A 25,036-nucleotide genomic window follows, 5' to 3' on the forward strand; every position below is an offset into this window, starting at 1 on the left:
ATTACAAATCTATGAAAAAAAATCGAAACAGGCAATTTTGGCAGGGTTGTTTTGGGCAGCGTTGTTGTCTGCTGCTTTTAATTCTGTTGTTTTCCGGACCGGTATGGTCGCAGGAAAAAAAGGAATATCGGGTTTCTCTTTCGGTGAAAGAGATGCCGATGATTGAAATTTTGAAATTGATAGAGAAGCAAGTTCCCTATGAATTCATGTATTATGACGGGGATATCCGGAAATTGGGATCGAGAAGTTTCGAGTTCAAGGATATTCTGATGGAAGCGGCGTTAGATTCCTGTTTGAAGGGATCTAACATGAAATACGAGCTGATCGGGAGAAACTTGTTGTTCAAGAGAGTGGAACGGTCGACTCCCGCGGTTGGGAGAAAGGTGACGGGTGTTGTGGTAGACCACAACGGGAATCCGTTACCCGGGGCTACGATCAAGGTTGTGGGGAGTGTTTTAGGAAGAATTACCAATAAGGACGGGGTTTTCACGATTATTGTTCCCGAGGGGCAGGAATGTAAGCTAGAGGTTTCATTTATTGGCTTCAAGAAACAGCAGGTTAGCGTGGAAGGAGATGAGCCGTTGAAAATCGTGCTGGAGGAACTGGTTGCTGAAGTGGACGAGGTGGTTGTAACCGGTTACCAAAGGATAGACAAAAGTTTGTCTGCCGCCTCGACGTATTCGGTAAAAATGGAGGACGTGATGGTTCCCGGTAGTACTTCCGTGGAAGATATGTTGCAGGGGGAGGTTCCCGGCTTGATGTTGTCGTACGGTTCGGGAAGTACTTCCAGCCTGCCGAAAATGCGTATGCGGGGAACTGCCACATTGTTGGGAAATGCTTCGCCCGTGTGGGTGATTGACGGGATTATCCAAGAGAGCCCGATAGATGTTTCTAACGAGGACGTGGAGAATATGTTGAATGATGCGGGAGATTACACGATGTTCGGGGGGGCGATTTCCGGAGTGAACCCGATGGATATCGAGAGTATCACGTTTCTGAAGGATGCGGCAGCTACGGCGATTTACGGTACGCGGGCGGCAAACGGGGTGATCGTGGTGACGACGAAAAAAGGGAACTCCCGGAAGACGACGATCAGTTATAGTGGAAACTTGAAGTTTTTGGAAAGACCGAGTTACCGGAAGTCTGCCAATTTGATGAACTCGAAGCAACGGATGGCTATTTCACGTGAGTTGTTCGAGGACGGGATGATCTTCGAGAAGTTGCCGAATTACGGGTTCGAGAAGGTCATGATCGATTACTTGAGCGGGAATGCAACATACGAGGATGCAGAGCGGGAGTATAAGTTGCGGGAGCGGGCGAACACAGACTGGTTCGATTTGCTCTTCGAGAATAGTATCAGTAATAATCATTCGCTGTCGGTGTCCGGCGGTAACGAGAAGTCGACGTATTATACTTCCGTGAGTTATTCCAATGACAGGGGGACGCAGAAGGGCGACCAATCCACTCGTTTCACGGCAAATGTGTGCGTGAATACACAGTTGGCGAAGTGGTTGAAGGCAGATATGAAAGTGAACTACTCGGATCGGAAAGTGAAGGGATTTTTCAGCACAACCCCGATGAATTACGCGTTGTCGACTTCCCGGACGATCCTGCCAGACGAGTATTACCTGAAAGACGTGAAGAAACTTTCGGGAACCGTCGAGGAGGTGAAAGTGGAATACGAGTACCCGGTGACGTATAATTATTTGAATGAATTGAAAGAAACCTCCAACACAGGGCGCACGAAAGAGTTCAGCGGAAGTATGAATTTGGCGCTTGACCTATACAAGGGGGTGAAGGGAGAGATTATATTTGCTTACATGGATAGCCGCAGTTTGGGAATCAAGTATGCTTCCGAACGTTCGTATTACATGGCGAACAAGCGGGGATATGATTACGGGGCAGTGCCGATCGGGGGCACGCAGGAAAAATTGTCGCAATACCCTTACGGGGGATATTATCAACGCCGGGATGAGAATATGACGAAGTGGGAGTTGCGGGGTACGTTACGGTATAATAAATCATGGCAAGAAACGCACACGATTTCGTTACTTGGTGGAGGGCAGATCACTTCGCGGAAGAGTTCCGGTTTCACGACAGATGAGTACGGTTATTTTCCGGATCGCGGGCACTCGATATTTTACGAGTATAATAAAGATGATTCCGGGTTCTTGGGAAACAGCTATGGTTCTTCTTCCGGGAAACACAAGGTGACGATAAAGGACAGGATTGACAATACGGTGAAAGTGATGGCATCGTTGGTGTACGACTACAAACGGCGGTACGTGGTGAATGCCAGTTTCAGCGTGGACGGAACGAACCGTTTCGGGCAGAACAAAAAGTTTCGTTTCTCACCGATATGGAGTGCCAGCGCCCGTTGGAATATTCTGGAAGAAACGTGGATGAAGGAACAGAATCTGCTCTCGGTATTGAGCGTGAAAGCCAGTTACGGTTTCCAGGGAAATGTGGTGTATGGAGTTAGTCCGAGTTTGAAGGCGAAGTACCTCACGGGTAGATACGCGATTAACCAGTACTTGGGAGAATTCCAGTTAGCACTAGATGGGCTGCCGAACCCGAATTTGGATTGGGAGAAGACCCGGACGATTAATTTGGGGTTGGAGATCGCGGTGTTGAAGAATAGGTTGTCTTTCACGGCAGAATATTACTTGAAGAAAGGGGATAAGGTACTGTTTAACAGGGAAGCCCCGTTGGAATATGGGGTCGACAAATATAGAAATTATTTTAATGACTCGAAGTTAACGAACGAGGGGTACGAGTTCTCGTTGCGTGGAGTAGCGGTGAAGACGAAGGACGTAACATGGTCGATTTCCACGAATATATCGTTTAACCGGAACGAGATTGAACGTAATATCCGGTCAGAATCCTATTCCAGTTACCTGAGTGGTTCTGTGGCTTACCCGAATCGCCCGGTGGGTTCATTCTGGTCATGGAATTTCAAGGGGTTGAATAAAGACGGGCTCCCGGTGTTTGATTTCGGGGAGAACAGCGGATACACGAAAGAGGAATTACGACTGGATGCCGCGAAGTATCTGGTGTACTCGGGTAGTAAGAATCCTGACGTGACGGGAGGTTTCAACACGAATTTGTCCTACAAGAATTTGTCGTTTAGCGCGAAGTTCTCGTTTGCCCTAGGCGCCAAGACTCGTTTGCGTCCGGTATACCAGGGTGGAACTTCATCTATGGATGCGGCAAAGGTTCCGACGTTTGACCAGAATTTGTCGTCAGAGTTCATTACCCACTGGAGAAAACAAGGCGACGAGGCATGGACGGATAAGCCGGGATTTCTGGGTCCGAAGAATATGAATAATAACACGTACACGCATCCGGGTGGTTCCCGGGGGCTATTCAAGATGTGGGATGAGGGGTGTCATCGGGTAGTGAGTGCCGATTATTTGCGTTGTCGCTCGATGTCGTTATCTTACAAGTTACCGAGGAATATATTGTCTAAACTTGGGGTATCATCTATGTCCGTGGGACTTACCGGGACGAATTTGTTCGTGGTGAAGGACAAGCGGTTGAAAAAGCAAGACCCGGAAACGGGATCGATGAATGTGCCGTTATTGCCGTCGTATAATTTTTCTATTAATTTGAATATTTAACGGAAAGGAGTATCATGATGAAAAAGATAAATATATTATGGATCATCGTGGGATTGTGTTGGGCGTGTGATGATTTCCTGTCGAAAACGCCACCCGATGAAGTAACCCCGGAGTCGACGAAGTCTTTCAGCGAGTTATTACTGTACGAGGGATATTTGGCTGAGAACGAGTATGTGGATAACATGACATACTATATGGATGATGACGTGGAGAATATTTTCCCACAGAGTTCTTTTCTTGGAAGTGGATACAAGGATGAGCATTTGTGGCAGAAATTGTTTTACACCTGGCAGCCCTTGGCGGTAGATCAAGTGCTAGAGGACAAGGGGAGTACGTATAATGCAGGTGGGTACGTTCCATGGAAAAATTATTACGAGTGCATCTTGGGTTGTAATCTGATTTTGAAGTACGTGGATGAGTCCACGGGGACGGATGAGGATAAGAACTACTTGAAAGGGCAGGCTTATTTCTTGCGGGCATTCTATTATTTCCAGCTAGTGAATATTTACGGGTGGCCTTATAATGATAAGAAGAGCGACCCCAGCGTGAATTTGGGAGTGCCCATTATCACGCAACCGGAGATCGGGGAATTGGTGTTCCCCCGGAATACGGTGGCTGAAGTGTATAAATTGATCGTGGAGGATATCGAGAATGCGGTGTTGTTGTTGGACAAGGAGCAACGGGAAGCCGTGAAGTACCGGGTGACTTATTTGCCGGCTCATTTGTTGGCTTCGCGGATTTATCTTTACATGAATAATTGGAAAGAGGCGTTGAAACATGCCCGTTACGTGATGGAACGGAAAAGTTTATGTGATTACACGGGGGTGGCTGAGGGTGATTATGAAACAAAATATGTTTTCCGGGAAGGGAACGAGGATATCATCTGGTTGTTCGGTTCCCGGAGGAACTGGTGGGGATACTCGGATGCTTCATCTCTCTCGGACGCTTTTATGGCTTCCAGTAAATTGTACGCTTGTTTTGAAGAGGATGGATTGACCGATAAACGGAAAGATTATTTCTTTTTCTTGAAAGATAATTTGATTTCCGTGAAGAAGTATAATAAGAATTCGATCAATTACGGGCAGGGATTCCGTGCTACGGAGGCTTATTTGAATGCGATAGAGGCTTTGTTGATGCAATACAAGGAGGGAGATAAGGGTGCTGGCGATGAGGCTCTTGAATTGTTGAATGACTTCCGGAGAACACGTTACGTGTCACGGGATGGAACGGTACAACCGGATGTGGAGATGGGAACGGCGGACGAGTTGCTGGATATTTACAAGTTAGAGCGGCGCAAGGAATTGTGTTTCGAGGGACAGCGTTGGTTTGATCTGAGGCGTTACGGGATGCCTCGTTTGGAGAGAGTATGGACTCCGGATGGGACAACGCAAGAAGTGTATGTTCTGGAAGAGTCCGACCCGATGTACGTGCAGGATATCCCGTCCATGGTGACGGATCTGAACCCGGGAATTGAACCGAACAAGAGTTTGTCGGGACAACGCCTGCCAGTGAGTTTATAACGATGAAAATGAAGAATTATGAATAAGAATTTTCTTTTCCATATTTTTTGCGTGTGCATCATTTGCACGGGAATTATAAGCGGTTGTAATCAGGATGAGGATACTCTCGAACCGTCCGAGCATCTGCCGATGAAGTACACGTTGCCGCAGGGAGATGCGGAGTATGATGACCGGATTCTGGACTTCTACAAGAAGTTTGATACCTTTATTTTGTACGAGTACGATACGATCGATCCGTTTTGGAACGTGCAGAGCGTGACGAATGCATTGCAGGACTATCATATCGTGTTACCCAAGGAGGAGAATGTTGAGGCGGGGGTAAATATAATTTTTGACTTGTGGTTGGACTTGTATTCCGCCGAATTCTTACAGGGAAGGTTACCGCGTTACCTGTTCTTGTCTGATTCGGTGTACTATTGGTCTACGAGTATTCTCAAGCCTGGGGTTGTGGAGTTAAAAACGGAAAGTTACCTGACAACGGCTACAAGTATGACCATCACGGGCATCAATGCGACTTTATTGAATATGACTGATTCGGAGAAGAATAAATTGAAGGAAGCATTGAATGCGGCTTATTGGACGTTTATAGGCGATTATGGAAAGTTTGAAGCCCCAGAGGGATTTAAAAATATAGATTATACATTAATAAAGACAGCTGCTAATGCCCGGGCTGCAGGAATGTTTCATGGTAAATACAATTACAAAGTGAATGGTAAAAACCAGAGTCTAACGCCGGAAGTGGATGTAAAGGAGTCGATATTGTGGTTGTTGAATCAAACGCAAAGCAGTATAGATCGTTATCTGATTAAGGGAACCAGTTCCCTTTACCCTCCTGCGTGCAAGGAACGTTGTATTTTGCTTGCCGAAGAAATGAAGCGTGTGTATAATTTGGATTTAGAGGTCTTGACAGGAAAAACTTTACCCAAGAGAGAAAAAGCAGAGGAGTAAATTAATTTGAAGTTTTAATGTTTATTGGGATTACCGGAGGGATGCGAAACGCATCCCCTGGGTTCCTATTGTATCAATGTATAAAATGGATTGTATGAAAAATTGTATGATGTTGTTAGTGGTAACCTTGATGATGTTGCCTGGTTTTCAGAGACTTTATGCGGTTGGGAGCCCGGGGGCACTGTTGACTGTGGTTGACACACTACCCAAGAAGTCCGACAAGAAAAAGGACGTGAAGAAAGATGTAAAGAAACCCGAGGAGAAAAAGAAACCCTCGGAATACGAGAAACTTTTTAAAGATAAGGCTTTTGAAACGGTGAAAAGTAATTTTATAACTTTACACAAGATTGATAACAAGCTTTATTTTGAATTCCCGTTGACCTATTTGGGACGAGAAATGTTATTTTCATCAGCCCCTTCGGCAACGAGTAATAGTGCCGTGGCAGATATGGGACACAAGACGATGGAACATATCCGGTTCACGAAAGAGGATTCGTTGATTTGTTTGCGGCAAGTGAATACCACCACCACGTATGACCGAAAGGAGCAGAATATAGGTCAGGCTATACGGGAAAATACATTGGACCCCGTGTTGGATGTATTTAAAATTGTTGCTTACAATCCGGACAAGAGTGCTGTCGTTTTTGATGTAACCAGTTTATTCGCAGAAGATAACAGTCTTTCCTCTCTGTTTAGAAGTAGTATTTCAATATTCCGGCTTTCGGGTAAAGTGAAATCGAAAATGTCCGTTATCACCAGTATAAAGACATTTGATGACAATCTGACCGTTCGGACATTGATGCCGCATACCGTGTCATTGTTGTTCATGGGAATGACGTATGCAAAAATGGATGTAACCGTTACGGCAACCCGTTCGCTGTTGTTGTTGCCGGAAGATAAGATGTGTCCGAGGAAGAGTGATTCTCGGGTAGGTATTTTCTTAACCAACAAAGAACATTATACTTTGCAAAATGATGGCGTTGAAAGTTATTCTGTGGCTCACCGCTGGCGTTTGGAGCCGAAGGATGAGAAGGCTTATAAACAAGGTAAGCTGGTAGAACCGAAGAAACCGATTGTGTGGTACGTGGATAACGCTTTTCCGGAAGAATGGAAAGAGCCGATACGGAAAGCTGTGTTGCGTTGGAATGCGTCATTCGAAAAGATCGGCTTCAAAAACGTGATGCAGGTACGGGATTTTCCGAAAGATGATCCTAATTTTGACCCGGAAAACTTGAAATATTCATGTATCCGCTATTTGCCTACGGGGATTGCCAATGCTATGGGACCCTCGTATGTGGATCCGACAACGGGAGAAATTATGAATGCGTCTGTATTAGTTTATAGCAATATTGTGGGGATGATTAATAATTGGCGATTCATTCAGACAGCACAAGTTGATCCTTCGGTACGGAATAAAAAAATGCCGAAAAAGATTATGGATGAGTCAATCGAGTACGTGGTCGCTCATGAGATCGGACATACTTTAGGCTTTATGCATAATATGGCGGCATCTTCTGCTTACCCGGTAGATTCTTTGCGTTCTGCAAGTTTCACGCAAAAGTATGGTACGACTCCTTCTATCATGGATTATGCTCGTTTTAATTATGTGGCACAACCGGGAGATAAAGGAGTGAAATTAACTCCTCCTGTTTTAGGTGTCTATGATGATTACATGGTGAAATGGAACTATCAGTATTTCCCCGGGACGAAAGATATGGAAGAAGAGGCTGCTATTTTGGAAAAAATGGTAGACGAAAAAGCCGGAGATCCGTTGTATCGTTATGGACGTCAGCAAATTTTCAGTCGTTATGACCCAAGCGCCTTGGAAGAAGATTTAGGCGATGACCCAATGAAAGCGGGTGATTACGGTATTAAAAATTTACAGTATATCTTGAAAAATCTCGATAACTGGATCAAGGATGATTCCGACGGAACCCACAAATATGCCTTGTATCAAGGAATTGCCAACCAGTTCTATCGCTATATTCGGAATACTTTGTACAATATCGGGGGAATTTACTTGACCGAGGTGAAGGATGGGACTCCCGGCGATCGCTTCCGGGCTGTACCACGGGCTACGCAGAAAGCTTCTTTAAAGTGGGCGTTAAATCATTTCAAACACTCGGATTGGTTGAATAACAAAGAATTGACTCGTAAATTTCCTCTGGGCGTGAACATGGAACCCGTGCTCCAGATGGCATTGGCGAATAGTTTGAAACCTTTGTATAAAGGAGTGTTACTTTCCTCTCATATCTCTTCCGATCCGTACAAGATCGAGGAATTTTTTGATGATTTCTATAATTTGGTATTCGAGAACGTGATTAAAGATCGTCCTTTAACTTCCAGTGAGAAGATGTTGCAATCTGCTACAGTGGATCTGATCACAGAAACCTTCACCGAGAAAGAGAAGGGTAACGGATTATTGGGAATCACTTCTATCAATGATGCTTTTGCTCCTTCTGTGGACGATATCGTGGCTTATGGGCTGGACGAAACCGGGCTTGTGGCTCAGTTTGCGGATAAATTACGCGAGATCGAGCTGGAACAGGGAATAGGCAGCTTGATGAAAGAGATCGATTTAGAAAGTTTTGGGTATGGTTACGGTTGGCAAAGAGCCGTGTCCGTGACGGCTATCGATAACTCCAAGAGTAATCTTCATGCTTTTGGTATGCGGATTAAACGGTTGTTGGAATCCAAATTAACTAAAGCGAGTGGGGAAACCTTGGCGCATTACGAGGCTTTACTCTTTATGCTAGATCGTAAATTGACAAAGTAATAAGTTGGTGCAAAATAAAAACCGACCTCCACATCCGGAGGTCGGTTTTTAATTTTATAGATAAATTTTATTTTTCCAAAGCCTTCTTGATCTGTCGTTTTGCCAGGGTCAGCGGGGCTAACGAACAAGGTCCGTTGACGCAACCTCCGTCGCAAGCCATGACTTCCACGAACTGTGCTTCCGGTTTCTTCGGCATCATTTTCAGCAGGGTCTGGTTTTTCTTGTCCAATCCTTCGAGGGAAAGGGTGGTGTAACCATTTCCGACAGCTTCCACGATGGCATTCCGGACACCTCCGGCTTGGGCGTATCCGCGGGAGAATTTGGTAACTTCCGGGTTCAAAGGCATCTCTTCGCAAGTTTCCACGTTGATATCGTAAGCGACCATGAATGCGCCGAGTTCCTCGAAGCTCATCACGTAGTCAACTTCCGGTACGTACATTTCAGCCTCGTAACGTTTTGCCAGACACGGTCCGATAAATACCACTTCGGCATCCGGGTATTGTTCTTTCACTCGGCGGGCAGCGTACACCATGGGGCTACGCGTGTCCGAAACGAACGGTTTCACCATGGGCGCATGTTTGTCTACCCAACCCACGTATGCTGGGCAGCAGGAGGTCGTCATGAAAGGTTTCCCCTCGTGCATGCGTTCTAGGAATTCGGCAGCCTCGTTGCGTGAGGTGTCTTCCGCACCTAATGCCACTTCCACAACCTCGTCGAACCCGATAGCCTTGATTGCCGATAGGATTTGTCCCGGGGTAGCGTTAAACTGCCCGTAGATTGCCGGGGCAGGGATAGCTATGATTTTTTTGTTCGGGTCGCTGATGCTCTTGTACACGTCGATCACCTTGGAACGTTCCATGATGGCTCCGTACGGGCAGGTCTGCATACATTTTCCGCAATAGATACATTTGTCTTTGTCAATATGTTCCGTGCCGTCCTCTCCTTTGGTAATTGCTTTTACCGGGCAAACTTCCTCGCAAGGAACGGGGGTGTACACGATAGCGTGGTAAGGACATACCTTGGAGCAGAGCCCGCAGCTCACGCAATCTTCCTGCGTGATGCTTGCTTTTCCTCCCTTGAAGGAGATGGCTGCCTTCGGGCAGTTCATCAAGCAGGGGCGTCCCTCGCAACCACGGCACATGTTGGTCACGAAATACTGTGACTGCATACAAGCACTGCAAGCCTCGTGAACCACGGAAAGAATGTTCTCTTTCGTGTTCTTGTTGTCCAATGCTTTTTGGGCGAACTCGGCTAGCGGGATCAGGTCGATTTCCTCGTCCGTGATCTCGAATCCCAGGATTGAAATGATCTTGTGCTTCAAGATATAACGATCTTTATGCACGCAGCATTTAATCGGTTTTTTATTTCTGGGGCGCATTTCTACCGGGATGTACTTTACGCCGTTTACTAAATCTTTTTCTTTTAAAAGTTTTACAATTCTAATCAGTAACTCACGTTTTGTGAGCATAGCAAAATTGTCATACAACATCTCTAAGTTCCTCTTTTATAATTCGTATTAAACTATTTTTACTAACGCCAGCGACTCTCTTGCCGTTTATCTCTATAAACGGGGGTGTTTCTTCACCCTTGCCGCATCCCAAGCATGGAGAATAACTAACGTTCAGATGTTCGATGATATTTTGGGGCAGAGATTCTACAACATCTCTTAATTCAGCGCCACCCATGACGTAACACATGGTGCCTACGCATATTTTTAAATTTACTTTTTCCATAATGTAAGCCGTTTGTTTTGAATTTTGCCCCTAAATATACATAATCTCTACATCTTTCAGGTATTTTGTCTCCAATAAAAATTTTATTTTTTTGACCACGTTTCTCCGGATTTCTAATTCTACGGGTAGATTAGGATCCTGGTGAGCCGTGTTGATACGGGTTCCCACGAGCAACGTGATCTTATCACTATTCAATAACATTCTGACGACCATTTCAGCCGGTCCGGCTTCACGGCGTCGGTCAATATCCCCGGCGGTCAGGATGCGTTCCACCTTCCCGAGCGTGAGGATTCCTTCCGTGACCAGGTCGATTCCGTCCATCTTGGAGATCGGCGGGAGTTCCTTGTCCACGATATTCATGTCCACTTCCATGCTTGCCCCGAGCTCTCGTGAAAGGATGGTGGCAGTGGTTCCCCCGCAGAGAATTTTCTTGCCTTGAAATTCCCGAACCCGGCTGGCAAGGTATTTGTCGTTTTTCTCGTCGTAAGGAGGTCCCGTGCATACAAGCAGGTTACGGGGTTTCCGCATATAGATGACGCAACAACTCGTGTCGTCTTTCAGCGAGTACCCGTCGTTCTTTTCCGCCTGGTTCACGATTTTATGCGCGAGTTCCTTGGCGGATATATCATTGTAATGTTCTACTAATCCGGCGACATAATCCTTCACGCCGTCTTCCCATCCGAAAGGCATCTTAGGCGAACCCATGCCGGATTGGGTGACACCGTCGCTGAAGAAAATGATGCGGTCTTCTTTTTCCAGCGTGAATTCCGAAATCCACAGGAACGTGTTTTCCAAGTCTTCCCGTTCCACGGGAATTTTTTTCTTGGGTATATCCACGAAAAAGCCGTCACGGTAGAGATAATACGAGGGAGTTTCGTACTCGATGATTTTCACGTTGCCGAAACAGTCGATGTCACAAATGCAGAACGTGGAGTAGCTGATTTTGCGCACCATGTCCTTGGGCAATGTGTTCATGATGGACGTCGAGGTTCGGAAGATGCTCTCGTTCATGGCAGTGAAATTCATCGCCATGGTAGCGGTCATTGTCGATAGCACGCAGGCTTTGATGCCGCTGCCTAGTCCGTCAGACAACACGCTGATCACCCGTCCCTCGCCTTTCAGTTTTTGCGACATGAAGCAATCCCCGCAAACAATATTGCCTGCTTTGTTCTTCTGGAAGAAGTCTACCTCGATGAAATTACCGTTATTTCTCAAAACAAATGAAATTAGAGTGGTTTCTTGTCATCCTTTTTGTAAGCTTCCATAACGGTACGTAGCGTGGCATCCGTGAACGCTGCATTTTCCCCCAGCAAGCAAGCCACCTGTTGGACTGTTTCCATGTGTTTCTTGATGACTTCCTGGGTCTTTTCCAGCATCCATTCCTTGCGCACGTAGGGTTCCCGCAAGTCTTGTAGCAACCCGAACACCATGTGGTGAGGTTGTATATTGTAGATCGAGATAATCCAAGTATGATCTTCTTCCCGCACTTGCCGTTCGATAATCTCTTTGCCCGTGGTCAGTACCGCATGGAATAAATCCTCGTAAGAGCAAATATTCTTTAACGGCACTCCGTTCAACCCGGGGGAAACCTCGTATATCGAGGCTATGTCTTCGCCCATAAGTGTGGCACAGGATTGGTTCATGTCCACGACTTTCAGGTCTGAATTAACCAGCAACACGCCAGCCGGGATCTTTTGCAAAAGAACGGTGGCTTTGTCGTGGGCTATTTTCCGCATGTAAGACACGCACATATTTTCTTCGGCGCGTCCTTCTAGCATGGCGATGGCGAAGTCACGGCAAGTGTCGTACCCGCAACCGCTGCAATTCAACTCGTCCTCCGGACCGGTCTTGCCTACCACTGCCATAGCTTGCTTGATCTCTTCTTCCGTGTAGACGTGGTCTTGGATATGCGGGTCTTTGCAGAACAGGATCTGCAAATCGATATATTTGAAATCGTCCTTGGGATTCCCCAATTCGGATTGGTGTATAATCTCGTATCTTTTCAACGCCGGGGATATATGGCTCAATTTTGCGGGACCGTTGATACAGCCGCCTTTGCAAGCCAGTAATTCAAGAAATATAGAATCATTTTCCCGTCGGGTATCCAGAGATTTCAACACGTCTTTTACCGTTGATAGTTCGGAAAAAGCCATGTTGTGTACTTGTTTTTTAGGTTCGTGCAATCCTTTCAACATCCCGCCCTCGATGGGGTAATACGCCCCCATGCCCGAACGGTAAGGGATAAAGTGGGCGTCCGGTTGTCCTGGTGCTATTTGGTGCAGGTTGATTTCAGCCTGCTCGAACCATTTCTTCAAATCCTTGAACGTGATGACCACGTCGACTAGGTTGTTGAACGTGTCGGCTTCCAGTTTCTTGCAGATACAGGGACCGGCAAACACAATCTTGATGTCCTCTCCGTACAATTGTTTCAGAATCTTGGCGTGAGCTAGCATCGGGGAGATGATCGGGGTAATATTATGCACGTGTTCCGGCGAGTATTTCCGGATATATTCTACCACTACTGGGCAGGCAGAGGAGATATACACCCCGTTGTCCGCCTCTTCCAGGAACTTTTCCGTCCTGTCCGACACGATTTCCGCCCCGAGAGCGGTTTCCGAAACGTCCGTGAATCCTAATTTCTTGATGGCAGCGATCAACACGCTGGAATGAATCCCCTCGAATTCGCTCACGTATGAAGGAGCTAGGGAAAGCAACACTTTCGGGTTTTGCGTCAAGGTCAGTTTCGCCCGGGTCAACCCGTCGCGAATCTTTTTAGCCCCCGTCGGGCATACTTGCGTGCAGTGTCCGCAGTAAATACAACGGTCTTCAATGATGGAGGCTTTGTTGTCCTCCATGCGAATTGCTTTCACGGGGCATTCCCGAATACATTTGTAGCAATCCTGGCAATTGTCCGGTTCCGTGTAGATAGGTCTTAGTTGCATGGAAACTCTTCTTGTAAGATTTTATATAAACGCGAGAGATTCACTTCTTCGTACACTTTATCGTCGATCCGAATAATCGGACCCTTACTGCACAATTCCTCACACAAATGCCCACAGAAATCGATCTCCGCTTCCAAGTTATTTTCGCTTAGGTATTTCTTGATCGCCCCGAGATTCGTGTTGTTTCCCCGGGAAAAGCAAGAGCTTCCTAAACAGATCCTGATTTGGCGCTTTGACATACTTGTTGTTCGATTATCCTGTTGATACTTTCTGCGTTACAAAAGTAGGATATTTATTGTAATAAACCCAATTATATTGCAACTTTAATATTATTTGCTGTTTTTTACTTTCAATTTGTAAGTTTTTCTCGGTCAATTGATGGTGTATCCTTATTTTTCTTTTGGGAAACCCGTATAATTAATTTCTCCGGGAGTTTACTGTTATACCTGGGATATAGATTGATACTTCCGTCAACGTAATCCGGTTTGACTTTGATAATAAACCCTTTGCATGAATCTTCAAATCTTGTGTAAATAATCCTGTTCAGCAATTTGTTGCTGCTAACGTCGATCTTGTGGAAACGGTTCCCTTCACAGTCCAGGTAGGTAAGGGTTGCATTTTGAATAAAATTGAAACTGCAATTTATATCCGTGAGGAGTTGATTTTGGGATACGTCGAGTTGTTTTAGATTGTTGGATTCGCAATTAACTTTCACGAGCCGAAGATTGTGGCTGATGTCAAGCGCTAAGACGATGAGCGGGACGATTTTTTTCATAACCACAATGAATTAGAATTGCGTTAATGTACAATATTTCTTTCAAAAAAACAAATTTTGATTTTGTGGATAGCAACAAATTCCCGGAAACAAAAACAGCCCCCGAAAATCGGGGGCTACTCGTGATATGTAATATCAAAATTATTTCTTTTCTTCCACTTTTTTCTTTCCGAATATTTTGGTCAAATCGAAAGAGATCGGGGTTGCGATGAATAGTGAAGAATATGTACCGACAACGATACCTACCAACAAGGCGAAAATGAATCCCTTGATGGATGCTCCACCGAAGATAAATATAGCTAACAGCACGACAATGGTTGATAACGAGGTACTGAACGTACGGCGTAGCGTGGAGTTCAATGCGTCATTTACAACTTGTTCGTCATCCCGTTTCGGGTACAATTTGCGGTATTCACGGATACGGTCGAATACGACCACAGTATCGTTGATCGTGTAACCGACCACGGTCAGTACCGCCGCAATGAATGCCTGGTCAACCTCAAGTGAGAAGGGCAACAATCCGGCAAACAAGGAGAACGCTCCGATTACGATAATGGTATTGTGAGCCAAACCAACAACGGCGCCTGCGCCATATTGCCACCTGGAGAACCGAACCATGATATAAAGGAATATACCGATCAAGGCGAACAATACCGACCAAACAGCGGCTCTTGTCATGTCCTCAGCTACTGCAGGTCCGATCTTTTGGGTTTGTTGCAAGTTCACGGAACGGAATGTTTCGTAGTCTGTTCCCGCGGGAAGAATTTCCTGTAATCCTATATATAGCAAGGAGTCAACATTTGCATCTACATCCGCACCGCTTTCCTCGATCCGGTATTTCGTAGTGATCTTCACGTTGTTTGCAGTTCCTACCGTTTTCACCTCGGGAGCGCTTCCGTAAACTTCTGCTAATTTCTCAGCCACGTCACCCACTTGCACGTCTTGCGCAAAAGTTACCGTGTAAGTTCTACCTCCCACGAAGTCGATACCTTTATCCAATCCTCTGGTGAACAGGGATACAAAACAGATGATAACAACGATACCGGACACCGTGTAGCTAATTTTGCGTTTCTGCAAGAACGGGAATTTGGTATTTCTCAACCAGTTTGCCGTCAGCGGGGTGGTGAATGTTACATTGTCGCTCTTCGATGCTGCTCTTTCAAGAATCAAACGAGTGATAAAGATCGCCGTGAACAAGGAAGACAGGATACCGATAATCAACGTGGTTGCGAAACCTTTGATAGGACCTTCTCCGAAATAATACAGGATAAATCCGGTCAATAAGGTGGTCAACTGACCGTCGATAATAGCCGAGTACGCGTTGTTGTAACCTTCCTTGATAGCGAGTTTCAGCCCCTTCCCGGCGCGTAACTCTTCCTGGATACGTTCGTAAATCAACACGTTCGCATCGACCGCCATACCCATCGTCAACACGATACCGGCGATGCCGGGTAACGTTAGTACGGCTCCGATGGACGCCAAGATACCGAACAAGAAGAACAAGTTGGCAAGCAAAGCGATATCTGCTGCCAAGCCGGCACTCTTGCTATAGAAGAATAACATATATGCCAATACCAATGCGAAAGCGATGATGAATGACCACATACCGGATTGAATAGCTTCTTGTCCCAAAGATGCTCCAACTACCTCGTCAGCGATGATACGTGCGGGTGCGGGCAATTTACCTGATTTCAATATGTTGGCAAGGTCTCCAGCCTCTTTCACGTCGAAACGACCTGAAATCTGAGAACTACCTCCCTTGATTTCGTTCATTACGTTAGGTGAAGATGCCACTAAACCATCAAGAACGATAGCGATACTACGATTCGTGTTGTCTTTTGTCAAGCGAGCCCAAGTTTTGGCACCTTCGCTGTTCATTGACATGGAAACAACCGGCTTGCCGTGTTGGTCGTAATCCTGGCGGGCATCGATAACCGCATCTCCTTCAAGAGGTGCTTTCCCGTTACGAGTGGTGATTTTGATCGCGTGCAAAGAAATTTGTCCTCTTTCATCTGCTTTCATTTCCCACAACAAACGAGAGTTACGCGGGAAGAGAGCCCTTATTTGAGGCATTCTTAAATACGCGTTGATTGCTGCCGTGTCTTTCGGGAATGCGCTACCTACACAAGAGCCGTTGATCAGACCTTGTTGTGAAACGTAAGGTGTCAATAATGCAAGTAGCGGATGCTCTTTTGCTATTTTTGCTTGATCCAGGCTTTTCAGTGAGTCCGCCTCTCCTTTGATCGCGTCAAGAATTGCCGATTCTTTGTTCTCTTCTTGCTTTACACCCTCTTGTGCAATCGTGTCGGTAGTTCCTTCAACTTCAGCTTGAGCTTGTAATATCTCTGCCAATTTTTGGTCGGCTTGAGCTATGTAATTATAAAAAGGTTGCTCGCCCGCGTCAAATCCTCTGGCGTTGTCATATGTTTCATAGAATTCCAAGGCAGCGGTTCCTTGAAGCAACTCTCTCACGCGTTGCGGTTCTTTGATACCCGGCAATTCGATGATGATTCTTCCGGAAATATCTGCTTTGCGGATATTCGGTTGAGCCACACCGAAACGGTCGATACGGGTACGAAGAATATTGAACGTGTTGTCGATAGCGCCCTCGGCTTCTTTTCTAACCACGTCGAGAACTTCCTTGTTCGTGGCGCCCACTTTGATTTTTTCTTTCAACTCGTGAGTACCGAAGATTGCCGGAGAAGCCAATTGCGCTCCCGGGGCAATTTTTTCAAAAGCCTCACCGAAAAGGGTTACAAAGTCCTTCGGGCTGGAAACTCTCATTTTTACGGCTTCCTCAATTGCCTGATTGAATGCGGGATCAGAACTATGGTTGGCAAGACTTTTTACCACGTCAACCACGTCGACTTCCATGGTCACGTTCATACCGCCCTTTAAGTCCAAACCGAGGTTCAACTCTAATTCCTTACATTCCTTGTAAGTGAACTTGGCTAATCCAAGGAAATTGTAAACCGGTTGATTCGCGATTGAATCCAAATATCGCTTTTCTTTAGCCGGGTCGCCGTTCGCAAATTCACTTGCTGCTTTCTCTACCTGGTTGGTTTTATAAGTAAAAAACAACTGATAAAGACTCACCAGTGCTAATGCAACAGCGAGTAGTGTAATCGCTCCTTTATTCTGCATCTGTTAAATAATTTATAATATACTTATGTTTCAATTTTTCGCTTTAACACAAAATATTTAGTGCGCAAAAGTATAACATTTTTTTCAAAATAGCTATACAATTAGGCAGATACTTTTAAAGTCAACTCCTTATTTCTATAATCAATGATCGCCTCGTGCTTCACGAGAAAGTCGCTTCCCAGCAATCCGGCAACCCGTCGGTGCAGGTGTTTGTCGTATAGAGAATTCACGTACTGGAGGTCAATGACCGCCGCGTGCACGTTCTCTATCATGTGCCCGCCGATTTGCAAGGTGTTGATATTCACAAGCTCGACTTCATTGATTTCTCCGCACACACCCCCGGAGTTAATCTCGGAAACATCTTCCAGCGGTTCATAGGAAAACGGTGTCAGTTTATCTATAACCGTGACAGACGCTCCCGTGTCAATAATAAAATCCCCCTCAATGCTACCGATTTGCAGGGTGGCGATGATGTGGAAACTATTGTCTTCCAACTCAACGACCTCTATCGGAATCTTTATCTCCATATAATTTCGTTTGCACAAAACTAAGCATTTTCTGTGAAATCCAAAAAATGAGGATGTTAATTTCAAAAATAATGTTTTAACCGAAGACCCGTGGAGAACCCGTAGAAAAACCGTGGAAGAACCGAGGTAATCATCTCTCACTGTCGTGTCGGTGTCGTTTGTGCTCCTGTGTTTCTATATAAAAGATTATAGGATCTCTACGGCAGAAACGGAGCGAGAACGTGGGTGGGGTATGATTTGGGTAGTTCTTCTTTGGTTTTACAGTGGGTTCTCTGTATGTGGTGGATTGTTTCTCGTTAATTATTGTGCCAGTTGATTTTCTGCGAGAAATACATGATGATTGCCAAAATGACAAAGAGTCCGATACTTCCGGCAAGCAGGGCGTAGGTTTCCAGTTGAATCAGGAAGAATATATAGGTGTACAAGCACACGAGCAATCCCCCGATGGTGAGTGCCGTTTTCTTGATTTTCAGAATCCCGACCATGTAGAGTGTGATCAGCGTGGTGGTGGCAAGAGCGGAGATGAGGTATGCCCATGTGAAGCTGATGTGTTCCGAGGTGGAAACCAACAGCGTGTAAAATAGGCAGAGCGCCAGTCCTACCAGTAAATATTGGAGCGGGTGGATGTTTTTGTTTTGCACGATCTCCACGAAGAAGCAGACCACGAAAGTCAGGACGATGATGAGAAATGCGTATTTAGCGGAACGCGTGGATTTTTGGTAATGATCGACGGGGAATAGTAGATCTACGCCGAACACGGAAGGTGTGATGGATGAGTTTATTCGAACCGTACTCATCTCTCCGCGGGAACAGTCGGCAGCTTCGCTACGGTATGATCTGAATACTTGAGGGAAACTCCGGTTTATTTCAAGGACTTTCCACTTGCTCGTGAAACCATCGGGAGCTACTTCCCTCTCTAAGGGCAGGAAAGCGCCCGTGAAGCTCGGTGTCGGGCAATTGGAGGTCAATGCCACGTTTGTTGTCTTGCCTATCGGGGCGAAAAGCATGGAACCGGAGCCTTTCGTTTCCAGCTGGATAGAGAAGTCTATCGAGTTGCCGGGGGTGAATAGTTGGCTGGCGTCAAGATTGATGGATATGCCGGAGTGGATGATGCTGTAAGGGGCGACGCCCGGTTCGAGGTTATATTCCTGTCCGTTCCACGTGAGGCTGACTTGCTCGCTGATTCCTCGCGGGTCGCTGACCCCTAGGTTGAGTGTGGCGTTGTTGTTCCATTTTATTTCGCGGGAGAATTGTGTAGCGAGGAGATCTTTCGAGATGAATTTGCCCCGGAGTTCCAGGGAAGAATTATAAACGATGATTTCGTATAATCCCCGCTTGAGTTCTTGGGTGGCGACGTTTCCCGTGATGTCCAGGTGTTCGGGGAGGTAGTTGACGTAACCGGATAGCGTTTTTCCTTCTTCGTCCTTGTAAGTATAAGAGAGGGTGAGTATCGGACCGATGATGGTTTGCGGACCGCTCCATTTTTGTTGGACTTCATTTGTCGCATCTTTTGCGGTGTCTTCCCTTTCGCTGATAAGGTTCTGGATCATAAGCATGGGGATAATCAGCACGACGATGAGTACCCCGATCAGGAGGATTTTCAACGTTATCGCGTCCCGGTTCTTCGTGTTTTTCTCTTTCTGTGGATTTGTGGTTTCTTCATTCATGGTGTTTTATTTTTTAGTTGTTATTGTAAAGAACTTTGTATTTCAAAGTAAATAGGGTAAAAAAATTATATGTTTTGATTCTGTAAAAATTCTTCTAGGGCGTTCAGGTGTTTGGCGAAGGCTTCCCGTCCTTTCTCGGTGACCGAGAAAGTCGTGTTCGGGCGTCTTCCGATAAATTGTTTCCTGCACTCGATGTACCCGAGTTCCTCGAGGCTGCGGGTGTGGCTGGCAAGGTTGCCGTCCGTGAGATCGAGCAAGTTCTTGAGGGTGACGAAATCCACCGACTCGTTGACGATCAACACGGACATGATGCCAAGCCGAGCTTTGCTTTCAAAAGCCTTGTTGATATTTTCGAGTACTTCTTTCATGCGTTCACGCGTGTGTTTGATGAGAATAATGCCTGGCGACGCTCTACCTTATAATAGAAGTATATGCCTGCCGCGATGTGGAGCAACCCGAAACCGATGACCCAGAATAGGAGGGCGTGGTTGACGACGAAACTGTCGATCAGTCCCAAAAAGATTTCGGCATACCCGAGGTAACGAATGTCCGAATAGGTATATTTGGAGCAGTTGACTAATGACAACCCATAGAATATAAGCATGATGGAAGAGGTCAGCCCGTAATGGTGATGCCACAGCAGGGATACGCAAAGAACGCCTCCGGCAAATAGCGGCAGGAAGAAATTCCATAATAACCGATAGACCGATTTGTCCGTGAAGATGTTTCGGTTTACTTTTATCGCTTTCCGGTAACTCATCGTGAACACGGTAACCAGGGAAAAAAACAGCACGACGAGAGCCACGATGCATATTTGCATGAGTCGTTGTGAAGTATTGGCGTTTAAGAGATTGTATGCTACACCTGTGCCAATACAGGCGTAAATGCCCACCAGTACAGAGGATATGCCACTTATGGACAGGAACTTCGTGGATTTCTCCATGAGGTTCTTGATGTCGTGCAATGTGTCGAGAGCTTCTTTGTTTTCCATAGTTTTAAAGTTCTTTGCGTTGCAAAGTTAAAAATAAATTTCGAATACGTGTACGTGAGAACCTATATTTTTAATAAATTTGTATTAAACGGATAATTTATATCGGGTTATGAGGAAATATATTGCGTTGATTTTTTTAGTTTGTTGCTTTCTCTGGAGCTTTGGGCAGAAAGCCGAGAAGGTTGTTTTTCCGGGGAGCGGGTTGGATAATTTTTATCGTGTTGACACGGGTGTCTACCGGGCGAATCAGCCGAAGGCTACTGATTTTATCCTGCTGGAACGATACGGGATAAAAGAGGTGTTGAATTTACGGAATTGGCATGATGATAAAGATGAGGCGAAAGGAACGACCATAAAGTTGCATCATTTGAAAACTCGGGCCTCGAAAATTGATGAAAAAGATATCGTGAAAGCATTGAAGATTATTCGGGATCGGAAGGGACCGATACTGGTTCATTGCTGGCATGGTTCCGATCGTACGGGGGCGGTGATTGCCATGTACAGGGTTGTATTTCAAGGATGGTCAAAAGAGGATGCCATTCGAGAAATGACAGAAGGAGGATTCGGCTTCCATCAGCAATTTAGCCAGATTATAGATATGATCTTTCGGGCTGATGTTGTATCCATAAAGCATGAATTGGAACGGGGAATGAAAAGGACAAAAATAAAAACCGTCCCGGCGCCCCGGAACGGTTTTCTAACAGAATGATCGTGAAGTACTATTGTTAGTTAAATAATTTCATGTCGTCGAGTACGTTCATTACTGTTTTCACTGCTTTTGCAGATTGTGCCAGTAATTCTTGCTCGTCTTTGTCGAGTTTTACCTCGATGATTTTCTCGATACCGTTCTTGCCCAAGATTACGGGAACTCCCAAGTAGATATTGTTCATTCCGTACTCTCCGTTCAATAAAGCACATACCGGGAATACTCTTCTGTGGTTGCATACGATAGCCTCTACCATTTGAGCAGCAGCGGCACCCGGGGCATACCATGCGGAAGTACCCATCAATTTTACCAATTCGCCGCCACCTACTTTGGTTCTCTCGATGATAGCGTGCAGCGTGTCATGGTCTATTAATTCCGTTACAGGGATACCGCCAACGGTGGTATATCTTGGAAGCGGAACCATGGTGTCGCCGTGACCACCTAACAATAAGGCTTGGATGTCTTTCGGGGAAACGTTCAATGCTTCTGCCAAGAATGCTCTGTAACGGGCGGTATCAAGGATACCTGCCATACCGAATACGCGGCTGGAATCGATTTTTGCCGCCAGGTAAGCGCAGTAGCACATTACATCGAGCGGGTTGGATACGATGATGATCTTGGCGTTCGGTGAATGTTTGATAATATTTTCAGTTACTGATTTTACGATGCCGGCATTCGTTGCGATTAAGTCGTCACGGCTCATACCCGGTTTGCGGGGTAGACCGGAAGTGATGACTACAACTTCGGAATTGTTAGTTGCTTCGTAATCGTTGGTTACGCCTTTGATGCGGGTATCATAAAGATTGATCGGGGCTGTTTGCCACATATCCAGTGATTTCCCTTCTGCAACGCCTTCTTTGATATCCAAAAGAACAACTTCATTCACGATGTCCTTTTCTGCAATGCAGTTCGCGCATGTTGCACCAACGTTTCCTGCTCCTACAACTGTTACTTTCATTTCTGTAATTTTTTATTGTTATACGTTTCGTTTTTTGGCTATTTGTTTGCTTTTTGCGCTGTCAAATGTAAGCCTTATTTTTTATTTCAACAATCTTTATGCCGAAAAATTACAGAATTTTTTCTGTAATCAATAAAGGATACGTGAAAGAACCGGAAAAGTTATGGGCTGCAAATAGTTTTATCGTTTGGCTTTAGTGGATTTGCTGCCATAGGCGGCTAGCGACGGCGTGCATCTGCCCTAGGATACCGGTAGGTTTGTAATTGCCATTCTGTAATTTTTTCTGGAATGACAGGTACCATATCGTGAGGACTATTCCCTTGAGCACGCTGGATAAAGAAATACTCCACCAGATGCCGTTCAGTCCTAACGCGGGGAAGGTCACGAGGAAGTATGCCAAAGGAATTCTTGCCCCGGTGAGCAGGATGCCCACGATGGCGGGCGGGGTGGTTCTGCCACACCCGTTGAAGGCTCCCGCCGTCACTTGCTCGATGGCGGAAAATACTTGCGAGATGGCAAGTATTTTCAGGTAGGCGCTTCCGGCTGTCAGGGTTTGCGGCTCATGGATAAATATACCGAATATTTCTTTGCTGAACACGAGGAATGCGGCTGTTGCCACGAGGGCGATGCCTCCTGCCAGCTTTAGGGTGTAGTGGTATCCTAGACGGATTCTGCCAAAATCGCGTGCCCCGAAATTTTGTCCGGTAAAGGCTGCCAATGCCGTGGAGAACCCGGCGGCAGTCATCCAGGTAATTGCCTCGATCTGTGCGCCCACGCTTTGCACGGCAACCCCGATATGTCCCCATTGTGCCGCCACGGTTGCCAAAGTAAGTGAGAACATGGCAAATAGGGCACTCTGCATACTGACGGGCAAGCCGAGAGAGAATATCCTTTTCACGAAACGGGCACGTAATGTTGCGAAATAGTAGAGTTTCCCGATCGATGAATCACGGAAGTAGAGATTTCGAATAAAGATTGCAAACACGATAAGCTGGGAGAAAGTCGTGGCGATAGCGGCTCCGGCTGTTCCCAATCCCGGGATGAAGCCGAAACCGTATATTAACAAGGGGTCGAGAATAATATTGAATACCAGTCCGATAGCGACGATCTTTAAAGGTGTTTTGCTGTTTCCTTGTCCATTGTACAGCCCGCTATACGTGTTGTTGTTGAACGTGAAGAAAAGTCCCGGGGTAATCAGGCGCATATAGTTCACGGCAAGGGCGGATATGTTCTCTTCCAGGTGGAACAGACCGACTAGTGCGGGGGCTGCAATATATATGAAGCAGGCATAGCATAACGCGATGATCGACGAAAGCATGGCTGCTTGATTGGCGTATGCCCGGGCTCTTTTGCCGGAACGAGCCCCGAGGGATTGCGAGATGGTGACCTCGGCTCCCACTTTACTAATAAACGAGAGGGCGTTACCCAGCCACGTGAAGAATCCGGCAACACCCACTGCCGCCACACTTTCGCTTCCCAGGCGTCCCAGCCAGATCATGTCTGTCATGCTGTAGGCCATCTGGACGAAAGAGGCTGTGATTAAGGGAATAGCCATACTCCATATCCCTTTGCTGATGCTTCCTCGTGTCAGGTCGTTTACTCGCGTCATATTCTCGTTTTTTTGGCTTGCAAAAATATAAACCTTTTATGAATTTCCTCTCTCTTTTTTATACTTTTGCGGAAAGATATATTCGTTTGAATGTTGGGATATTTATAAACACCCAAGTGTTTGGTTTTAAATAGAATGGTTAGTATGAAAAATATTGCAGTTTTCGCAGGAGGCAACTCTTCGGAGTACGAGGTTTCGATCAAGTCGGGGAATAATATTTTCGATCAGGTGGACGAAACCCGGTATAATAAGTATCTTGTTATCTTGAAAGGGAGGGATTGGCACGTGCAGATCGGTGACGAGGCTTATCCGGTGGATAAGAATGACTTCTCTTTCACGAGGAACGGGGAGAAGATCATGTTTGATTTTGCTTACATTACCATACACGGGAATCCCGGGGAGAACGGGCTCTTGCAGGGATACCTGGATATGATGGGTGTGCCGTACGGGGGATGTAATGTTCTGGCTTCTGCATTGACATTTGATAAACACACGTGTAATACTTACTTGAAGAGCTTCGGGGTGAACGTGGCAAATTCCGTCATGCTGACACGGGGGATGGAGTATGATGTGAACGAGATTATCGGGGAAGTCGGCTTGCCTTGTTTCGTGAAGCCGAATGCCGAGGGGTCTAGTTTCGGGGTGACGAAAGTGAAAGAAGCGGGGCAGCTGGAAGAGGCGTTGAAGACGGCTTTTGCCTTATGCCGGGAAGTGCTGGTCGAAACGTTTATCGACGGGACGGAGTTGACGTGTGGGGTCGTGAAAGCCGGGGATCTGGATTTTGCCATGCCCATAGCGGAAGTGATCCCGAAGAAAGAGTTTTTTGATTTCGAGGCAAAATACGATCCCAAGATGTCCGACGAGATTATTCCGGCACGCGTTTCTCCCGAGTTGACACACCGGATCAAGACCTTGTCGTCAATGATTTACGATATACTGAGGTGTGATGGAATCATCCGGGTGGATTATATCGTGCGGGGCGACGAGATTTTTATGCTCGAGGTGAACACCACGCCGGGGATGACCTCGAATAGCTTTGTCCCGAAAATGGTACGGGCGATGGGAGGAACGCTGCGGGATGTATTGACGAAGATCATTGAAAGCAAGCTGAACGGTTGAT

Annotated in this window: 19 protein-coding genes; 6 read left to right on the forward strand and 13 right to left on the reverse strand. The window is 46.1% G+C overall.

Annotation, left to right across the window (positions count from 1 at the left end; all coding sequences use genetic code 11):
- The first annotated feature begins 11 nt into the window (after nt 1-11).
- From A3CY_RS0112690 to A3CY_RS0112705, 4 genes are all read left to right on the forward strand, one after another.
- Nucleotides 12-3,620 carry a SusC/RagA family TonB-linked outer membrane protein gene (locus A3CY_RS0112690; RefSeq protein WP_026207623.1) on the forward strand — a complete coding sequence of 1,203 codons (3,609 nt, stop codon included), beginning with the start codon at nt 12-14 and terminating at the stop codon, nt 3,618-3,620.
- A 14-nt stretch (nt 3,621-3,634) separates the two neighbouring features.
- Nucleotides 3,635-5,140, forward strand: coding sequence for a RagB/SusD family nutrient uptake outer membrane protein (locus tag A3CY_RS0112695; RefSeq protein WP_018338299.1), 1,506 nt, complete (start codon nt 3,635-3,637; stop codon nt 5,138-5,140).
- Nucleotides 5,141-5,158: 18 nt separating this feature from the next.
- Nucleotides 5,159-6,088 (forward strand): hypothetical protein, encoded by a 930-nt coding sequence (locus A3CY_RS0112700; protein WP_018338300.1) that lies wholly within the window; start codon nt 5,159-5,161, stop codon nt 6,086-6,088.
- A 94-nt stretch (nt 6,089-6,182) separates the two neighbouring features.
- Nucleotides 6,183-8,864 (forward strand): zinc-dependent metalloprotease, encoded by a 2,682-nt coding sequence (locus A3CY_RS0112705; RefSeq protein WP_018338301.1) that lies wholly within the window; start codon nt 6,183-6,185, stop codon nt 8,862-8,864.
- Between the two features lie 67 nt (nt 8,865-8,931).
- On the opposite strand, the gene A3CY_RS0112710 is transcribed toward A3CY_RS0112705, so the two are convergent.
- The 11 genes from A3CY_RS0112710 to A3CY_RS0112760 form a co-directional block, all read right to left on the reverse strand.
- Entirely contained in the window at nt 8,932-10,353 is a 1,422-nt protein-coding gene (locus tag A3CY_RS0112710; RefSeq protein WP_018338302.1) for a monomeric [FeFe] hydrogenase, read from the reverse strand.
- On the reverse strand, nt 10,343-10,597 hold the full coding sequence (locus A3CY_RS0112715; protein ID WP_018338303.1) for an NADH-quinone oxidoreductase subunit NuoE family protein: 255 nt from the start codon (nt 10,595-10,597) through the stop codon (nt 10,343-10,345). The genes A3CY_RS0112710 and A3CY_RS0112715 overlap by 11 nt, the downstream gene beginning before the upstream one ends.
- Before the next feature lie 30 nt (nt 10,598-10,627).
- Nucleotides 10,628-11,812, reverse strand: coding sequence for a SpoIIE family protein phosphatase (locus tag A3CY_RS0112720; protein ID WP_018338304.1), 1,185 nt, complete (start codon nt 11,810-11,812; stop codon nt 10,628-10,630).
- 11 nt (nt 11,813-11,823) lie between these two features.
- A complete protein-coding gene (locus A3CY_RS0112725; RefSeq protein WP_018338305.1) occupies nt 11,824-13,539 on the reverse strand; it encodes a [Fe-Fe] hydrogenase large subunit C-terminal domain-containing protein in 1,716 nt (571 codons plus the stop codon).
- Nucleotides 13,530-13,778, reverse strand: coding sequence for a (2Fe-2S) ferredoxin domain-containing protein (locus A3CY_RS0112730; RefSeq protein ID WP_018338306.1), 249 nt, complete (start codon nt 13,776-13,778; stop codon nt 13,530-13,532). Before A3CY_RS0112730 ends, A3CY_RS0112725 begins: the two co-directional genes overlap by 10 nt.
- A 110-nt stretch (nt 13,779-13,888) precedes the next feature.
- Complete coding sequence (locus tag A3CY_RS0112735) at nt 13,889-14,314, reverse strand: hypothetical protein (RefSeq protein ID WP_026207624.1); 426 nt, start codon at nt 14,312-14,314, stop codon at nt 13,889-13,891.
- Nucleotides 14,315-14,455: 141 nt separating this feature from the next.
- Nucleotides 14,456-17,458: a protein translocase subunit SecDF gene (gene secDF, locus A3CY_RS0112740; RefSeq protein WP_018338308.1), complete on the reverse strand. Its 3,003-nt coding sequence runs from the start codon at nt 17,456-17,458 to the stop codon at nt 14,456-14,458.
- Between the two features lie 101 nt (nt 17,459-17,559).
- Nucleotides 17,560-17,985, reverse strand: a complete 426-nt coding sequence (locus tag A3CY_RS0112745) for a retropepsin-like aspartic protease (RefSeq protein ID WP_018338309.1) — start codon at nt 17,983-17,985, stop codon at nt 17,560-17,562.
- Between the two features lie 296 nt (nt 17,986-18,281).
- Entirely contained in the window at nt 18,282-19,652 is a 1,371-nt protein-coding gene (creD, locus tag A3CY_RS0112750; protein ID WP_018338310.1) for a cell envelope integrity protein CreD, read from the reverse strand.
- 65 nt (nt 19,653-19,717) lie between these two features.
- Nucleotides 19,718-20,020 carry a winged helix-turn-helix domain-containing protein gene (locus A3CY_RS0112755; protein ID WP_018338311.1) on the reverse strand — a complete coding sequence of 101 codons (303 nt, stop codon included), beginning with the start codon at nt 20,018-20,020 and terminating at the stop codon, nt 19,718-19,720.
- Nucleotides 20,017-20,643 (reverse strand): hypothetical protein, encoded by a 627-nt coding sequence (locus A3CY_RS0112760; RefSeq protein ID WP_018338312.1) that lies wholly within the window; start codon nt 20,641-20,643, stop codon nt 20,017-20,019. The genes A3CY_RS0112755 and A3CY_RS0112760 overlap by 4 nt, the downstream gene beginning before the upstream one ends.
- Nucleotides 20,644-20,752: 109 nt before the next feature.
- Between A3CY_RS0112760 and A3CY_RS0112765 the strand changes: the two genes are divergently transcribed.
- Entirely contained in the window at nt 20,753-21,352 is a 600-nt protein-coding gene (locus A3CY_RS0112765) for a dual specificity protein phosphatase family protein (protein WP_018338313.1), read from the forward strand.
- Between the two features lie 16 nt (nt 21,353-21,368).
- On the opposite strand, the gene mdh is transcribed toward A3CY_RS0112765, so the two are convergent.
- Nucleotides 21,369-22,307, reverse strand: a complete 939-nt coding sequence (gene mdh / locus A3CY_RS0112770; RefSeq protein WP_018338314.1) for a malate dehydrogenase — start codon at nt 22,305-22,307, stop codon at nt 21,369-21,371.
- A gap of 193 nt (nt 22,308-22,500) precedes the next feature.
- Complete coding sequence (locus A3CY_RS0112780; RefSeq protein ID WP_018338316.1) at nt 22,501-23,916, reverse strand: MATE family efflux transporter; 1,416 nt, start codon at nt 23,914-23,916, stop codon at nt 22,501-22,503.
- Nucleotides 23,917-24,060: 144 nt separating this feature from the next.
- On the opposite strand from A3CY_RS0112780, the gene A3CY_RS0112785 reads away from it, so the two are divergent.
- Nucleotides 24,061-25,035, forward strand: coding sequence for a D-alanine--D-alanine ligase (locus A3CY_RS0112785; RefSeq protein WP_018338318.1), 975 nt, complete (start codon nt 24,061-24,063; stop codon nt 25,033-25,035).
- The last annotated feature ends 1 nt before the right edge of the window (nt 25,036 follow it).

It is taken from the genome of Butyricimonas synergistica DSM 23225 (assembly GCF_000379665.1).
GTDB lineage: Bacteria > Bacteroidota > Bacteroidia > Bacteroidales > Marinifilaceae > Butyricimonas > Butyricimonas synergistica.

Bases quoted from the DNA above. Each gene is read 5' to 3' on its own strand.
- secDF (WP_018338308.1), bottom strand. From the start codon at position 17,458: ATGCAGAATAAAGGAGCGATTACACTACTCGCTGTTGCATTAGCACTG.
- A3CY_RS0112725 (WP_018338305.1), bottom strand. From the start codon at position 13,539: ATGCAACTAAGACCTATCTACACGGAACCGGACAATTGCCAGGATTGC.
- creD (WP_018338310.1), bottom strand. From the start codon at position 19,652: ATGAATGAAGAAACCACAAATCCACAGAAAGAGAAAAACACGAAGAAC.
- A3CY_RS0112755 (WP_018338311.1), bottom strand. From the start codon at position 20,020: ATGAAAGAAGTACTCGAAAATATCAACAAGGCTTTTGAAAGCAAAGCT.
- A3CY_RS0112700 (WP_018338300.1), top strand. From the start codon at position 5,159: ATGAATAAGAATTTTCTTTTCCATATTTTTTGCGTGTGCATCATTTGC.
- A3CY_RS0112730 (WP_018338306.1), bottom strand. From the start codon at position 13,778: ATGTCAAAGCGCCAAATCAGGATCTGTTTAGGAAGCTCTTGCTTTTCC.
- A3CY_RS0112745 (WP_018338309.1), bottom strand. From the start codon at position 17,985: ATGGAGATAAAGATTCCGATAGAGGTCGTTGAGTTGGAAGACAATAGT.
- A3CY_RS0112705 (WP_018338301.1), top strand. From the start codon at position 6,183: ATGAAAAATTGTATGATGTTGTTAGTGGTAACCTTGATGATGTTGCCT.
- A3CY_RS0112695 (WP_018338299.1), top strand. From the start codon at position 3,635: ATGATGAAAAAGATAAATATATTATGGATCATCGTGGGATTGTGTTGG.
- A3CY_RS0112780 (WP_018338316.1), bottom strand. From the start codon at position 23,916: ATGACGCGAGTAAACGACCTGACACGAGGAAGCATCAGCAAAGGGATA.
- A3CY_RS0112710 (WP_018338302.1), bottom strand. From the start codon at position 10,353: ATGTTGTATGACAATTTTGCTATGCTCACAAAACGTGAGTTACTGATT.
- A3CY_RS0112760 (WP_018338312.1), bottom strand. From the start codon at position 20,643: ATGGAAAACAAAGAAGCTCTCGACACATTGCACGACATCAAGAACCTC.
- A3CY_RS0112715 (WP_018338303.1), bottom strand. From the start codon at position 10,597: ATGGAAAAAGTAAATTTAAAAATATGCGTAGGCACCATGTGTTACGTC.
- A3CY_RS0112735 (WP_026207624.1), bottom strand. From the start codon at position 14,314: ATGAAAAAAATCGTCCCGCTCATCGTCTTAGCGCTTGACATCAGCCAC.
- A3CY_RS0112765 (WP_018338313.1), top strand. From the start codon at position 20,753: ATGAGGAAATATATTGCGTTGATTTTTTTAGTTTGTTGCTTTCTCTGG.
- mdh (WP_018338314.1), bottom strand. From the start codon at position 22,307: ATGAAAGTAACAGTTGTAGGAGCAGGAAACGTTGGTGCAACATGCGCG.
- A3CY_RS0112785 (WP_018338318.1), top strand. From the start codon at position 24,061: ATGAAAAATATTGCAGTTTTCGCAGGAGGCAACTCTTCGGAGTACGAG.
- A3CY_RS0112690 (WP_026207623.1), top strand. From the start codon at position 12: ATGAAAAAAAATCGAAACAGGCAATTTTGGCAGGGTTGTTTTGGGCAG.